This is a genomic window from Streptomyces sp. NPDC046977 (assembly GCF_040644455.1).
In the GTDB taxonomy this organism is placed as follows: Bacteria; Actinomycetota; Actinomycetes; order Streptomycetales; family Streptomycetaceae; genus Actinacidiphila.
In genome coordinates this window covers 12,856-27,153 of record NZ_JBEYWO010000002.1, presented here as the reverse complement: position 1 = coordinate 27,153, position 14,298 = coordinate 12,856, and the positions used below count along the sequence as shown (strand labels likewise).

The 14,298-nt window shown below is 70.5% G+C and carries 13 protein-coding genes and 1 tRNA gene; 6 read left to right on the top strand and 8 right to left on the bottom strand.

Features of this window, described 5'->3' with window-relative positions:
* Positions 1-218: 218 nt before the first annotated feature.
* Complete coding sequence (locus tag ABZ883_RS02600) at positions 219-1,367, top strand: ImmA/IrrE family metallo-endopeptidase (protein WP_360900304.1); 1,149 nt, start codon at positions 219-221, stop codon at positions 1,365-1,367.
* Positions 1,364-1,906, top strand: a complete 543-nt coding sequence (locus ABZ883_RS02595) for a hypothetical protein (protein ID WP_360900301.1) — start codon at positions 1,364-1,366, stop codon at positions 1,904-1,906. The genes ABZ883_RS02600 and ABZ883_RS02595 overlap by 4 nt, the downstream gene beginning before the upstream one ends.
* 15 nt (positions 1,907-1,921) lie before the next feature.
* On the opposite strand, the gene ABZ883_RS02590 is transcribed toward ABZ883_RS02595, so the two are convergent.
* From ABZ883_RS02590 to dnaK, 4 genes are read right to left on the bottom strand one after another with little or no spacing between them, the layout of a single operon-like run.
* Positions 1,922-2,389: a helix-turn-helix domain-containing protein gene (locus tag ABZ883_RS02590; protein WP_360900298.1), complete on the bottom strand. Its 468-nt coding sequence runs from the start codon at positions 2,387-2,389 to the stop codon at positions 1,922-1,924.
* A gap of 4 nt (positions 2,390-2,393) precedes the next feature.
* On the bottom strand, positions 2,394-3,578 hold the full coding sequence (gene dnaJ, locus ABZ883_RS02585; protein WP_360900295.1) for a molecular chaperone DnaJ: 1,185 nt from the start codon (positions 3,576-3,578) through the stop codon (positions 2,394-2,396).
* 42 nt (positions 3,579-3,620) lie between these two features.
* The gene (gene grpE, locus ABZ883_RS02580; protein WP_360900292.1) at positions 3,621-4,292 is read right to left on the bottom strand and encodes a nucleotide exchange factor GrpE; all 672 of its coding nucleotides are present in this window, start codon (positions 4,290-4,292) and stop codon (positions 3,621-3,623) included.
* Positions 4,289-6,133 carry a molecular chaperone DnaK gene (gene dnaK, locus ABZ883_RS02575; RefSeq protein ID WP_360900289.1) on the bottom strand — a complete coding sequence of 615 codons (1,845 nt, stop codon included), beginning with the start codon at positions 6,131-6,133 and terminating at the stop codon, positions 4,289-4,291. Before dnaK ends, grpE begins: the two co-directional genes overlap by 4 nt.
* Before the next feature lie 334 nt (positions 6,134-6,467).
* On the opposite strand from dnaK, the gene ABZ883_RS02570 reads away from it, so the two are divergent.
* Complete coding sequence (locus ABZ883_RS02570; RefSeq protein WP_360900285.1) at positions 6,468-8,735, top strand: (Fe-S)-binding protein; 2,268 nt, start codon at positions 6,468-6,470, stop codon at positions 8,733-8,735.
* A gap of 78 nt (positions 8,736-8,813) precedes the next feature.
* On the opposite strand, the gene ABZ883_RS02565 is transcribed toward ABZ883_RS02570, so the two are convergent.
* Complete coding sequence (locus ABZ883_RS02565; protein WP_360900282.1) at positions 8,814-9,638, bottom strand: thioredoxin domain-containing protein; 825 nt, start codon at positions 9,636-9,638, stop codon at positions 8,814-8,816.
* 186 nt (positions 9,639-9,824) lie between these two features.
* Between ABZ883_RS02565 and ABZ883_RS02560 the strand changes: the two genes are divergently transcribed.
* Positions 9,825-10,679, top strand: coding sequence for a Yip1 family protein (locus ABZ883_RS02560; protein ID WP_360900279.1), 855 nt, complete (start codon positions 9,825-9,827; stop codon positions 10,677-10,679).
* 71 nt (positions 10,680-10,750) lie between these two features.
* Here the strand turns inward: ABZ883_RS02560 and ABZ883_RS02555 are convergent, their stop codons facing one another.
* Positions 10,751-11,617, bottom strand: coding sequence for a GNAT family N-acetyltransferase (locus tag ABZ883_RS02555; RefSeq protein WP_360900276.1), 867 nt, complete (start codon positions 11,615-11,617; stop codon positions 10,751-10,753).
* Between the two features lie 287 nt (positions 11,618-11,904).
* Here ABZ883_RS02555 and ABZ883_RS02550 point away from each other — a divergent pair, with 287 nt between their 5' ends.
* Positions 11,905-12,513: an SMI1/KNR4 family protein gene (locus tag ABZ883_RS02550; protein WP_360900273.1), complete on the top strand. Its 609-nt coding sequence runs from the start codon at positions 11,905-11,907 to the stop codon at positions 12,511-12,513.
* 52 nt (positions 12,514-12,565) lie between these two features.
* On the opposite strand, the gene ABZ883_RS02545 is transcribed toward ABZ883_RS02550, so the two are convergent.
* The gene (locus tag ABZ883_RS02545; RefSeq protein ID WP_360900270.1) at positions 12,566-13,066 is read right to left on the bottom strand and encodes a phosphoribosyltransferase; all 501 of its coding nucleotides are present in this window, start codon (positions 13,064-13,066) and stop codon (positions 12,566-12,568) included.
* A gap of 4 nt (positions 13,067-13,070) precedes the next feature.
* Positions 13,071-13,646 carry a dCTP deaminase gene (dcd, locus tag ABZ883_RS02540; protein ID WP_319660220.1) on the bottom strand — a complete coding sequence of 192 codons (576 nt, stop codon included), beginning with the start codon at positions 13,644-13,646 and terminating at the stop codon, positions 13,071-13,073.
* Positions 13,647-14,221: 575 nt separating this feature from the next.
* Between dcd and ABZ883_RS02535 the strand changes: the two genes are divergently transcribed.
* A tRNA-Gly gene (locus ABZ883_RS02535) sits at positions 14,222-14,295 on the top strand.
* Positions 14,296-14,298 lie beyond the last annotated feature (3 nt).

Here is a 14,298-nt window from a genome sequence, read left to right as displayed (position 1 = left end):
TCCCGCCTGTCCCGCGACGCCTGGCACGGCACCTCGCTGCGTTGTCGAATCGTCCGAGTAGCCCACTACGAGGACGACTCTCCGCCTTGCGATGCACCGCACCAGACCCCGCGGGACCCGCCCTCCGGGCGGCCGGCGCTACTTTCGAAACACGCCCTAGCAGCACAGCCAAAAAGGCGGGCCTTGCGATAATCGCAAGGCCCGCCTACGCTGTTTTCATGGACCCGCATGTCATCGAACGTGTACGCACCGTGATGGACGCGGCCGCGATGACCAAGGCCGCCTTCGCCCGGACGGTCGGACTCACGCCCGACAAGCTGTCGAAGTCGCTCAGCGGCGTGCGCCGCTTCACCTCGCTGGACCTGGCGCTCATCGCGGAGGCCGGCGGCACGACCGTGGACTGGCTGCTCACCGGCAACGAGCCGCTGCGGCCCGCCCTCGCGGCCCGGACGCGCAGCGACACCGCCCCCGACCCGGCGGGGACGCGCGAGGTCACCGAGCGGTTCGCCGCCGCCTACGAGGTACTGGAACTGCTGGACCGGGCCGGGGAGCTGCCCGCCGTGCCGGAGCCGGATCCCGCGCTGGAGCGCTGGGCGGCGCAGGGCGAGCGGCTGGCGGAGGAGGCACGGGAGCGGCTGCCGGCGGCGGAGCTGGAGACGGACGAGCTGATCGCGGCGGTCGAGGAGCGCTTCGGGGTGGACGTGGCCATCACCGCGCTTCCCCAGGCTGTGGACGGACTCGCCTGGCAGACCGACACCTTCCGCCTCGTGCTCCTGGCGCCCACCGACCTGTGGACACGGCAGCGCTTCACCCTGGCCCACGAGCTCTGCCACATCCTCGCCAAAGACGCCCGCAGCGTCGTGGTGGAGTCCCATGTCGCCCCCGGCCGGCAGAAGGACCTCGCCGAGGTGCGGGCCAATGTCTTCGCCTCGCATCTGCTGATGCCCGCCCGGGAGTTGACGGCGGCCGCCGCAGAGGGGGAGCTGACGGACACCGCCTTCGAGCGGCTGGTCGTCCGCTTCCGGGTGTCGCCGAGCGCGCTCGCCGCACGCCTGCACCAACTCGGCCTGATCGACGCCGGACGGCGCAAGCACCTGCGCGCCCTGACGACGGAGTCCTGCCATCTGCTGGCGGGCGCCGGCGACGAGTACCAGCGGCAGGCGTCACGTGCCTTCGCCGAACGCTTCCCGCCGCGTCTGGCCTCGGAGTTGTACAAGGGCTATCTGGCGGGCGAGACGACGCTGCGCCCGCTGGCCGCGCTGCTGGACACGGACGTGGAGCGGCTGCACGACCTGCTGGCCCCCGAATCCGCGGCCGGCGCCGACCAGCAGGACGCCGAAGAAGGGGACCTGGTCTTCCAGCCATGACCACCTGGTGGTTCCCGGACAACACCGTCCTGTGCAACTTCGCCGCCGTGGACCGGATGCTGCTGCTGGAGAAAGTGCTGGACGGCCGCGGCCGCTGGAGCCAGGCCGTCGCCCACGAGGCCGCCCGCTCCGCGCGGTTCCTGCCGCGTCTGGCCGGGCTCGCCGAGGCCGGCTGGCTGGGCGAGCCCGTGGAGATCACCGAGAGCGCCGAGCTCCGGGAGGTCGACCGGCTGCGCCGCGCGGTCTTCGGCGGCCCGTCGAACGCGCCGACCCGGCATCTCGGGGAGGCGGAGACCTGCGTACTGATCACGCGGCGGCGGGAGTTCCGCGGCGCCGTCTGGATCACCGACGACCGCTCCGCCCGCAACTTCACGCGCCGGCGCGGGATCACCACGAAGGAGACCTTCGACCTGATGCGGGACGCGTGCGCCGAGGGGCTCGTGCCCGCGGCGGAGGGACACCGGCTGCTGCACGCCATGATCGCCTCGGGCCGGCATCTGCACCATGTGTCGCAGGGGCCCGCCGACCTGCTGCCGTGAAACGTTCCGCCGGGTCTACTCGGGCCGCTTGGCGGGCCGCCACACCACCAGCGCCGACGTCTGCTGCACGTCCTGGTACGGCACGAGGTCGCGCCGGTAGGAGGCGTGGACGGCCGCCTCGCGCTGCTGCATCGCCGCCGCGGCGCCCTCGACGGCGGCGGCCAGTTCGGCCACCCGCGACTGGAGGGCCGCGACCTGGTTCTCCAGTTCGATGATGCGCTTGATGCCCGCGAGGTTGATGCCCTCGTCCTGCGACAGACGCTGCACCTCGCGCAGCAGCTCGATGTCGCGGGCCGAGTAGCGCCGGCCCCGCCCGGCCGTGCGGTCGGGCGAGACCAGGCCGAGCCGGTCGTACTGCCGGAGGGTCTGCGGGTGCAGACCGGAGAGCTGGGCCGCCACCGAGATGACGTAGACGGGGGATTCGTCCGTCAGCTCGTACGGGTTGCGACCCCGTCCGCCCCGCATGCCGCCGCCCATGCTCATCGGTTCAGTCTCCCTTCGCGGCCTTGAACAGCTCTGCCCGCGGATCGGTGTCCGCGGTCGCCTCCCGGTACGCCTCCAGGGCGTCCAGCGCCTTGCCCTCCGTGGCCGCCGGAACGGCGACCTCGACGGTGACCAGCAGGTCGCCGTGCGTACCGTCCTTGCGGACGGCACCCTTGCCACGCGCCCGCAGCGTACGCCCGTTGGGCGTGCCCGGGGGCAACTTCAGGGTGACCGGGGGACCGCCGAGCGTCGGCACCTTGATCTCCCCGCCGAGGGCCGCCTCGGTGAAGGAGACCGGCACCACGACGGTGAGGTTGTCGCCCTTGCGGCCGAAGACCGGGTGGGCGTCGACGTGCACGGTCACGTACAGGTCGCCGCCCGGGCCGCCGCGCTCGCCGGGGGCACCCTTGCCGCGCAGCCGGATGCGCTGCCCGTCGGTGACGCCGGCCGGGATGCGCACCTGCATGGTGCGCGCCGAGCGGGCCCGGCCGCTGCCGTTGCAGACCTCGCAGGGGTCCTGCGCGATCAGGCCGCGGCCCTTGCAGTCCACGCAGGGGTCGGTGAGCGAGAAACCGCCACCGCCGCCGCGCGAGACCTGCCCGGTGCCGACGCAGGTCGGGCACACCCGCGGCGTGCCGTTCTTGTCGCCGGTGCCCGAACAGGCCTTGCAGGGGGCCTGGCTGGTCATCTTCAGCGGGACCGTGGCACCGTCGACCGCCTCGGTGAACTTCAGCGTCACCTCGGTCTCGACGTCCTGGCCGCGCCGGGGCTGCGTACGGGTCGTGGCGCCGCCCCGGTTGAACAGGCCGCCGAACACGTCCCCGAGGCCGCCGCCGAAGCCGCCGCCCTGGGGCGTGCCGGCACCGCCGGCGGTGCCGCCGCCGAAGAGGTCACCGAGGTCGAAGCCGAAGCCGCCCGCGCCGGCCGGGCCGCCGCGGAAGCCGCCGTTGCCGAAGAGGGCGCGACCCTCGTCGTACTCCTTGCGGCGCTTGGCGTCCGACAGGACGTCATTGGCCTCGGAGATCTCCTTGAAGCGCTCCTCGGCCTTGGCGTCGCCCTTGTTGGCGTCCGGGTGGAACTCGCGGGCGAGCTTCCGGTACGCCTTCTTGATCTCCGCCTCGGTGGCGTCCTTCGGGACGCCGAGGACCTTGTAGAGATCCTTCTCGAACAAATCCCTGCTGATGCTCATCCCCGGCGTCCCTCCTTCCGTGCCTTCCGTGCGCGACTCACGTCAGCCCTGTTCCGGGCCACCGTTCTCCTCGTCCGCCGCGTCGGCGTTGCCCTGCGTTCCCTGCGTGCCCGGCTGGGGCTCGGCGACCGCCACCCGCGCGGGGCGGATGGTGCGCTCCCCGATGCGATACCCGGGCTGCAGGATCTGCACGCAGGTCGTCTGTGTGACGTCCGGCGAGTAGCTGTGCATCAGGGCCTCGTGCACCAGCGGGTCGAAGGGCTCGCCCTCCTTGCCGAACTGCTGGAGGCCCAGCTTGGCGGCCACCGTCTCCACGGACTCGCCGACCGACTTGAAGCCGCCGACCAGTTCCTTGTGGTCCCGGGCACGGCCGATGTCGTCGAGCACCGGAAGCAGTTCGGTGAGCAGGTTGGCGACCGCGATCTCGCGGACGGCGATGCGGTCCCGCTCCACCCGGCGGCGGTAGTTCTGGTACTCCGCCTGGAGCCGCTGGAGGTCCGCCGTGCGCTCACCGAGCGCCGTACGCACCTGGTCCAGCTGCGCCTGCAGAGCGACCATGGCGTTCGCGTCCCCGGCCGGGGACGCCGGGGCCGCCTGCTCGGCGGACCCGGCACCCGGTGCCGTGTCACCCGCGGAGTCCGCGGACGACGCGGAACCGGCCTCGGCAGAGGGGACGTCAGGCTCCTGCTCGAAGCCCGGGGTCTCCTCCGTCACGCGGCACCGTCCTTCTTGTCCTCGTCGACGATCTCGGCGTCGACGACGTCGTCGTCGGCCTGGGCACCGCCCGCGGCACCGGCGGCACCGGCCGCGCCGCCCTCGGCCTGGGCGTTGGCGTAGAGCGCCTGGCCCAGCTTCTGGGAGGTGGCGGCGACCTTCTCGGTGGCCTCGCGGATGGCGGCGGAGTCCTCGCCCTTCAGCTTCTCCTTCAGGTCCGCGACGGCCGCCTCGACCTCGGTCCTGACGTCACCGGGGACCTTGTCCTCGTTGTCCTTGAGGAACTTCTCGGTCTGGTAGACCAGCTGCTCGGCCTGGTTGCGGGTCTCGGCGGACTCGCGGCGCTTGTGGTCCTCCTCCGCGTACTGCTCGGCCTCGCGCATCATGCGGTCGATGTCGTCCTTCGGCAGCGCGGAGCCACCGGTGACGGTCATGCGCTGCTCCTTGCCGGTACCGAGGTCCTTGGCGGAGACGTGCATGATGCCGTTGGCGTCGATGTCGAAGGCGACCTCGATCTGCGGGATGCCGCGCGGGGCCGGCGGCAGGCCCGTGAGCTCGAACATGCCGAGCTTCTTGTTGTACGCCGCGATCTCGCGCTCACCCTGGTAGACCTGGATCTGCACCGACGGCTGGTTGTCCTCGGCCGTGGTGAAGATCTCCGAACGCTTCGTCGGGATCGTGGTGTTGCGCTCGATCAGCTTGGTCATGATGCCGCCCTTGGTCTCGATACCGAGGGACAGCGGGGTGACGTCGAGCAGCAGGACGTCCTTGACCTCGCCCTTGAGCACACCGGCCTGGAGCGCGGCGCCGATGGCCACGACCTCGTCCGGGTTCACGCCCTTGTTGGCGTCCTGACCGCCGGTCAGCTCCTTGACGAGCTCGGCGACGGCGGGCATGCGGGTGGAGCCACCGACGAGGACGACGTGGTCGATCTCGGAGAGCTGGATGCCCGCGTCCTTGATGACGTTGTGGAACGGGATCTTGCAGCGCTCCAGCAGGTCCGCGGACAGCTGCTGGAACTGGGCGCGGGTCAGGCGCTCGTCCAGGTGCAGCGGACCCTCGGCGGACGCCGTGATGTAGGGCAGGTTGATCGAGGTCTCGGTGGACGAGGACAGCTCGATCTTCGCCTTCTCGGCGGCCTCGCGCAGACGCTGCAGCGCCATCTTGTCCTTGGACAGGTCCACGCCGTGACCCGAGGCGAACTGCTTCACCAGGTAGTCGACGATGCGCTGGTCCCAGTCGTCGCCACCGAGGTGGTTGTCGCCGTTGGTGGCCTTCACCTCGACGACGCCGTCGCCGATCTCCAGCAGCGAGACGTCGAAGGTGCCGCCACCGAGGTCGAAGACGAGGATGGTCTGGTCGTCCTTGTCCAGGCCGTACGCCAGGGCGGCGGCCGTGGGCTCGTTGACGATGCGCAGGACGTTGAGGCCCGCGATCTCGCCGGCCTCCTTGGTGGCCTGGCGCTCGGAGTCGTTGAAGTACGCCGGGACGGTGATGACCGCGTCGGTCACCTTCTCGCCCAGGTAGGCCTCGGCGTCACGCTTCAGCTTCTGCAGGATGAAGGCGCTCATCTGCTGCGGGTTGAAGTCCTTGCCGTCCAGGTTGATCCGCCAGTCGGTGCCCATGTGGCGCTTGACCGAGCGGACCGTCCTGTCGACGTTGGTGACGGCCTGGCGCTTGGCGACCTCGCCGACGAGCACCTCGCCGTTCTTCGCGAAGGCGACGACGGACGGCGTGGTCCTGGCACCCTCGGCGTTGGTGATGACGGTGGGCTCGCCGCCTTCGAGAACGCTGACGACGGAGTTAGTCGTGCCCAGGTCGATGCCGACCGCACGTGCCATGGTGAAACCCTCCAACTGCCTACTTGAGTGGAACTGACTCAAGAGTGCCGGACGGCTTCCTCCGTGTCAACAGACCTGAGTCGTGGCCACTCAACTTTAGAGCCGCCCCTGCGCGCAGGGGCGCCGCGACACGGCATACACGGCATATCGGCCCACGCGCGAGGCGGCCCGACCCTCGGGCAAGGCCGCCCTCAGCGACGCAGATCACCGGCGGCGCGGCTGCACGCGTGCGCCGATACTGGGTACCCTCAGGAGAAACCAATAAGTTACTGCTTAGTAGTCAGCCGGGCAGTCGGCCCGCGCCTCCGCTCTCGCAGGCCCGAGGAGCCCTGAAATGCAACTCGCCGCGATCATCGTGTCGCTGGTACTCGCCGTGGTCGGCGTGGCGCTGTTCAGCCGAGCCATCGCCCAGATCTACCGGTTCGTACGACTCGGCCAGGACGTACCCGCGGGCACGCGCACCGACGACTGGCGCGCGCGCACCCTCACGGTGGTCCGGGAGTTCCTGGGTCACACCCGGATGAACCGCTGGGGCGTCGTCGGCGTCGCCCACTGGTTCGTCGCCGTCGGCTTCTTCTCGCTCGTCCTCACCCTGGTGAACGCCTTCGGGCAGCTCTTCCAGGCCGACTGGGCGCTGCCGGTCATCGGCCACTGGCTGCCGTACGAGGTGTTCGTCGAGTTCATCGGCCTGATGACGACGCTCGGCATCCTCACCCTGATCGTCATCCGCCAGCTCTCCCTGCCGAGCCGGGCCGGGCGCAAGTCCCGCTTCTCCGGCTCCAACCTCGGCCAGGCGTACTTCGTCGAGGCCGTCATCCTCATCATCGGCCTCGCGATCATGACGCTGCGCGGCCTGGAGGGCGCCCTGGCGGGCGTGCACGGCTACGAGGCCGCCTACTTCGCCTCGTACCCGCTGGTGGCGGGCTTCAAGGGGCTGAGCGTCACGACGCTGCAGAACCTGGTCTACCTCACCGCGATGATCAAGATCGGCACCTCGTTCATCTGGATGATCACGGTCGCGCTCAAGACCGACATGGGCGTCGCCTGGCACCGCTTCCTGGCCTTCCCGAACATCTGGTTCAAGCGCAACGCCGACGGGGCCGTCGCGCTCGGCGCTCTTCTCCCGATGGCCTCCGGCGGCAAGCCGATCGACTTCGAGGACCCGGGCGAGGACGACGTCTTCGGCGTCAGCCAGGTGGAGCAGTTCTCCTGGAAGGGCATCCTCGACTTCTCGACCTGCACCGAGTGCGGCCGCTGCCAGTCGCAGTGCCCCGCCTGGAACACCGGCAAGCCGCTCTCCCCGAAGCTGCTGATCATGTCGCTGCGCGACCACGCGCACGCCAAGGCGCCGTACCTGCTCGCGGGCGGCGGCAAGACCGTGGAGGGCGAGGAGAAGGCCTCCGAGGAGCTACTCGCCGCCGTCCCCGCCGCGACCCTCGCCGAGGCCGAGCGGCCACTGATCGGCACCGCCGAGGAGAACGGCGTCATCGACCCGGACGTGCTGTGGTCCTGCACCACCTGCGGCGCCTGCGTCGAGCAGTGCCCGGTGGACATCGAGCACATCGACCACATCGTCGACATGCGCCGCTACCAGGTGATGATCGAGTCCGCGTTCCCGTCCGAGGCGGGCACGATGCTCAAGAACCTGGAGAAGAAGGGCAACCCCTGGGGCCTGCCCAAGAAGCAGCGCCTGGCGTGGGTCAAGGAGGTCGACTTCGAGGTCCCCGTCGTGGGCGAGGACATCGAGGACCTCACCGAGGTCGAGTACCTGTACTGGGTCGGCTGCGCCGGCTCCCTGGAGGACCGCGCCAAGAAGACCACCAAGGCCTTCGCCGAGCTGCTGAACATCGCGGGCGTGAAGTTCGCGATCATGGGCGGCGAGGAGAACTGCACCGGTGACTCCGCCCGCCGCCTGGGCAACGAGTTCCTCTTCCAGCAGCTGGGCGCGGAGAACGTGGCCATGCTGAACATGGCCTTCGGCGAGGACGACGAGGACGAAAGCACCAAGCTCCCCGCCTCGAAGAAGAAGATCGTCGCGACCTGCCCGCACTGCTTCAACACCCTGGCGAACGAGTATCCGCAGCTCGGCGGCGAGTACGAGGTCATCCACCACACCCAGTTGCTGCAGCACCTGGTCGACGAGGGCAAGCTCGTCCCCGTCACCCCGGTCGAGGGCATCATCACCTACCACGACCCCTGCTACCTGGGCCGCCACAACAAGGTCTACACGCCGCCGCGCGAAATCATCGCCAAGGTGCCGGGTCTGCGGAACGAGGAGATGCACCGGCACAAGGAGCGCGGTTTCTGCTGCGGCGCCGGCGGTGCCCGCATGTGGATGGAGGAGCGGATCGGCAAGCGCATCAACAATGAGCGCGTGGACGAGGCGCTGTCCCTCAACCCGGACATCGTCTCCACGGCCTGCCCGTTCTGCCTGGTGATGCTCTCCGACTCCGTCAACGGCCGGAAGAACGAGGGCAAGGCCAAGGAGTCGCTCCAGGTCGTCGACGTCTCCCAGCTGCTGCTGGAGTCCGTCAGGACCCCGCTCGACCCGGACGGCGCCCAGGAGACGGCCGTGGAGCCGGAGCCCGAGCCCGCGGCGTAACCCCGCACGCCACAAACGCCGGTGGGCGCGTACGGAAGTCCGTACGCGCCCACCGGCGTTGTGGTGCGGGGCCGGCTGTCAGCCGCCGATCCCGGCCTGCCGCAGCAGCGCCGCGAACGACGCCGGGTCGAACAGCTTCTGGAGGTCCTCCTGGGGCACCGCCTCGCCGTCGATCTTCACGTACGGGGTGCCCGTGGCGCCGCTCTTGATGAACGCGTCCTCGGAGGCGGTGACGAAGTCCTTGTGCGCGCCCTTGCCCACCGCCTGGTCGAAGGCGGCGCCGCGCAGCCCGTCGACCCCGCCGGCGAGCTCCAGCAGGTACGCGTCGGTGAAGCCGTCCTCGCTCTCGTCCGGCTGGTGGGCGTAGAGCGTCTCGTGGTACGTCGCGAAGGCGCCCTTGCCCGCGTCGACGGAGGCACGCAGCGCGTTCCCGGCCCGCCGGGAGCCCTCGCCGCCCAGCTTCTCGTCGAGGAACGAGGCCAGCGTGTACTGGAGCTTGATGCGGCCGTCCGCCGCGAGCGCCGCCAACTGCGGTCCCGCCGCCTTCTCGAAGGCCTGGCAGACCGGGCAGCGCGGGTCCTCGTAGATGTGGACGGTCTTCGGCGCCGCCGGGTCGCCGACGGTGATCGTCGTGCCGTCGGCCTCCATGCGGGCCGGCAGCCCGGCCAGCACCTTGGGGTCGGGCGCGGTCGGCACACCGGCCGCGGAGCCCTGGGAGGCGGCGTCCGCCGGCGAGGCCGAGGATGCCGGGGAACCGCCGGAATCGGTCGTCAGCAGGCTGCACGCCGACAGCGAGAGGGCCAGCAGCCCGGCGGCGGCCGCCCCGGCCGCGACGCGGGCGCAGACCCGCGCGGCATGACGCACGCGGGGGCGTGCTGCGTTCGGTACAACCCTGATGGCCATCGGCGGTTCCCGTCCCTTCGGATCACGTTGCCACCGAACGCTAAGCCGTCGCACCCCCGCCCGTGAAAAAACCGCCCAACGGGCGCCTCCGGCCGCCCCCCGGCGTCTGTCACAGCTTGGCCGCAATGCCCCTCCGCGAGCGCAGGGCCCCGCCCTTCGTCCGCCGGACCGGGTACGTTCGAGGACGTGGCTGGATTCGACTACGGACGCGGACGGGACGGGGACGTGCAGCACCCGCATCAGCAGTACGGCGGACACCCTCAGCAGAACACGCGGCCGGGCGGCCCGCAGCCGCCCCAGTACGGGTTCTCGCCGGCCGCCGACGGCGAGCCCGAGTACTTCGGTTCGCCCGCACAGCAGCAGTCGTACGACGACAACCCCGGGCACACCCGCACCTTCTCCATCGGCGACGACCCGGACGCCTACAACCCGCAGGGGACGGAGCACCCCGACAGCATCTCCACCTACCGCGCCGGCCAGACCACGGCGCCCCCGGCGGGCCCGCGGCTGCCCTGGAAGCAGCTGCTCAGCGGCATCGTAATGCGCCCGTCGGCCACCTTCTGGCAGATGCGCGACTACCAGGTGTGGGCGCCCGCGCTCACCGTCACGTTCGTCTACGGGCTGCTCGCCGTCTTCGGCTTCGACACCGCCCGCGAGGACGTGATCGACGCCAACCTCTCCACCAGCATCCCCTGGGTGCTCAGCACCGCCGTCGCGGTCATCCTCAGCGGCGTGATGCTCGGCGCCGTCACCAACGCCCTCGCGCGCCAGCTCGGCGGCGACGGCGCCTGGGCGCCCACCGTCGGTCTCGCGATGCTGATCACGTCGATCACCGACGCCCCGCGCCTGGTGTTCGCGATCTTCCTCGGCAGCGCCAACATGTTCGTCCAGGTCCTGGGCTGGGCCACCTGGATCGGCTGCGCCGCGCTGATGACGTCCATGCTGAGCAAGTCCCACGACCTGCCCTGGCCGAAGGCGCTGGGCGCGGCGTCCATCCAGCTGATCGCGCTGCTGGTGCTCTTCAAGCTGCCGGTGATCTGACCCGGCAGCCGGGTACGTGACCACGTACGGACGGGCGGCCACCTCGCGGGGTGGCCGCCCGTCGGCGTGTTTCAGGCGGTACCCGCGAAGTCGTACACCGCCCATGCGGTGAGCAGTTCGTACCCGATGCGCCGGTAGAGGGCGTTGCTGGTGCGGTTGGCCGGGTCGGTGTAGAGCACGACCTCCTCGGCGCCCGCGGCCAGCGCGGCCCGGCTCACCTCGGCCGTCACGGCGCCCGCGTACCCGCGACCGCGCAGAGCGGCCGGGGTGTAGACGGGGTCCACCCGGACCTGGCCGCCGACCAGTGGGTTCGCGCCCGCCATCGAGACGGGCGTGCCGTCCGGGGTCTCCCAGAACGTGTAGCGCTTCTCGGCGAAGCGCGTACCGGCCCAGGAAGCGGCGTCGATGGTGACGTCCTCCCGTACGTCCGCGGCGAACTCGGCGCACCAGCGCAGGAGTTGTCCGTGCTCCGGCTCGCCCACGAGCCGGCCCCGGCCCGCCGGGAACGGCTCCGGCGGGGTGAGCGTGCCCAGGCGGTACAGGAACAGCCGGTTGCGGAGCGTGGGCGCCGCGCCGCTGTGCCGCTGCCACGCCTCGGCGAACGCGCCGGCGGTGCCGTCGTCCGCGCTGATCCAGGGCAGTGACTGCCCCCGGGACACCAGATGGGCGGCGAGGGTGTCGGCCTGCGCGGGCGTCAGCGAGGTCACGCCGAGGCCGCGGGACGGGAGGCGGTAGTACGCGGCGCCGACCCCGCCCGTGCCCTCCAGCAGGCCGAAGACGGCGCCCTGGGCGTCCGGCCCGTCCGGCCCGCGCGTGCGCAGCCTCTCGGTCGCGCTGAGCATCGTGGTGTGCAGGCCGGGCCGCGAACGCAGGAAGCCCCCGGCCCGGGCGAGAAAGTCGTCGATGTCTTCCGCGATCTGCCAGTCATCGGAGCGCATGCCGCCCGATAGTGCCCGATGGGCGCGGCTCCTGCCATGCCGGGCCGTCACCCACAGCCTGTGGACGGCGGCGCGACAAGCCGGGTCAGAACGCTTCCGACTTCGGATGGGCCCGCTGCCCCGACGCGTGCACGGGAGGCAGAGCGCTCCAGGGAACGTGCGTCCAGCCGTCGGGCTCCTCGCGTCCGGGGGCTGTCACGCGCTCCGCACATGCGGCATGATCGACGGTTCGGATCGGTCCAGGACGCACGCCTTCGCAGTTCCCCTCACCCGCCGACGAGGTCACGATGCACGGATATCTGCGCGCAGTCATCGACATGCTCGGCCCGCCCGAGAACCGCTTCGCCGACCCCTGCGCATGGCTCCGCCTCGAGAGCGAGCTCGGCCTGACGCTCCCCGCCGACTACAAGAAGATCATCGACGCCTACGCCCCCGTCGTCGTGAACGCGCATCTCTATCTCTCCCATCCGGCAACCGAGTCGTGGAATCTGGGCCAATGGATGCGGGAGACCATCACCGCGTTCACCGACGTCGACTGGGACGGCCTCGACCTCGATCCGGACGAGGACCCTCGGGAGCTGTTCGGGCTCCCGGAGCTGACCTTCGGTACCACGGCCGGGCTGTGGCCCCTCGCGTCCACAGATCGCGGGGAGGATGTCTTCCTGGTACGCGGACCGAGCCAAGAGGACCAACGGCTCGTCGTCTCCGACGGGGACCTCTCGTGGGCGGAGTACCGAGTCTCGTTCGCGGAGTGGCTCCACCGCTATCTCGTCGGCGAGGACATGACGGGCCCCAACAGCTCCGCGTTCTACCCCGGTCCTGTCCAACTGCAGCATCTGCCCATGACTTCCGACGAACGCCCCAAACCCTGGTTCGGCCCCGACCGAGGCATGTGAGGGCCGCGGCATCAGCCCAGGTGCCGATGCCCGCAGCCCGTGCTGCCGCCGGTCAGGCGTCGAAAACCTGACCCGCCCGACGGACCACGGGACCGTCGACGCTCCACGGGAAGTTGATCCAGTCGTCGGTGCGCCGCCACACGTAGTCGCACTTCACGAGGGACTGCGGCTTCTCGTAGATCACCGCGCTGCGCACCTCGGCGACGTGGCCGACGCAGAAGTCGTGGACCAGCTTCAGCGTCTTGCCCGTGTCAGCGACGTCGTCCGCGATCAGCACCTTCTTGTCGGAGAAGTCGATCACGTTCGGCACGGGCGCCAGCATGACCGGCATCTCCAGCGTGGTGCCGACCCCGGTGTAGAACTCGACGTTGACCAGGTGGATGTTCTTGCAGTCCAGCGCATAGGCCAGCCCGCCGGCCACGAAGACGCCGCCGCGGGCGATCGACAGCACTATGTCGGGCTCAAAGCCGTCGTCGGCGATGGTCTGCGCCAGCTCGCGCACGGCGTCGCCGAAGGCCTCGTAGGTCAGGTTCTCCCGTGCGGATCCGGTCATCGGCTCACACCTGCGTCCGGTGGAAGTTGAGGTAGGACCGCGACGGCGTCGGGCCCCGCTGCCCCTGGTAGCGCGAGCCGTGCTTGTCCGACCCGTACGGGAACTCCGCCGCCGACGTCAGCCGGAACAGGCAGAGCTGCCCGATCTTCATCCCCGGCCAGAGCTTGATCGGCAGCGTCGCGACGTTCGACAGCTCCAGGGTCACATGCCCCGAGAAACCGGGGTCGATGAAGCCCGCCGTCGAGTGCGTCAGCAGCCCCAGGCGGCCGAGGCTGGACTTGCCCTCCAGGCGGGAGGCGATGTCGTCCGGCAGCGAGATCACCTCGTACGTGGACGCCAGCACGAATTCGCCGGGGTGGAGGATGAACGCGTCGTCGCCCTCCGGCTCCACCAGCCGCGTCAGGTCCGGCTGCTCGACGGCCGGGTCGATGTGCGGGTACCGGTGGTTCTCGAACACCCTGAAGAATCGGTCGAGCCGGACATCGATGCTCGACGGCTGGACCATGGTCGGCTCGAACGGGTCGACCCTGACCCGTCCATTGTCGATCTCGGTCCGGATGTCCTTGTCTGAGAGCAGCACACCAGCAGATTACGCGGCGATGGGGCCCATGTCCGAATCGGCCACGGGCCCCGGAACCCGTCCGGCCTGCCTACTTCTCGCCCTCGGCAGGACCGGCCGCCACCGACACCGGCACCACGCTCCGCATGCGCGCGCACTGCGGGCACCTGATCAACCGACCCGGGCCCAGCCGTCCCGCTTCCAAGTGCTGCATCGGCAGCGTGGCGGTGCTGAAAACGTGCCCTCCGGCACAACGAACGACGGTGCGATCCATCGCTCCCCTTCTCCCCGGTACCTCAACGACGAAAGCCACATTAGGGGATGAACCCACCCCCGCCCCGCACGGCACTCCGCCCACCCCGGCCCGGCCCAACCGGCCCACACCGTACGCCTGATCGCCTCCGCCGCGCACACTTCGCCACTCCGTGAAACGCCCCTCCACACCCCCTTCACCCGGCCCCCACCCGGCCCCTGACCGGGCCTGGCCGCGACCCGGGCGGGCCCGGCCGGGCAACACGACGACCCCGGAGCGTATGCGTCCGGGGCCGGGCATGGGGTACAGTGTGCGAGGTCAGATGCCTCAACAGGTGTCTTACGCGGGTGTAGTTTAATGGTAGAACATGAGCTTCCCAAGCTCAGAGCGCGGGTTCGATTCCCGTCACCCGCTCCACCA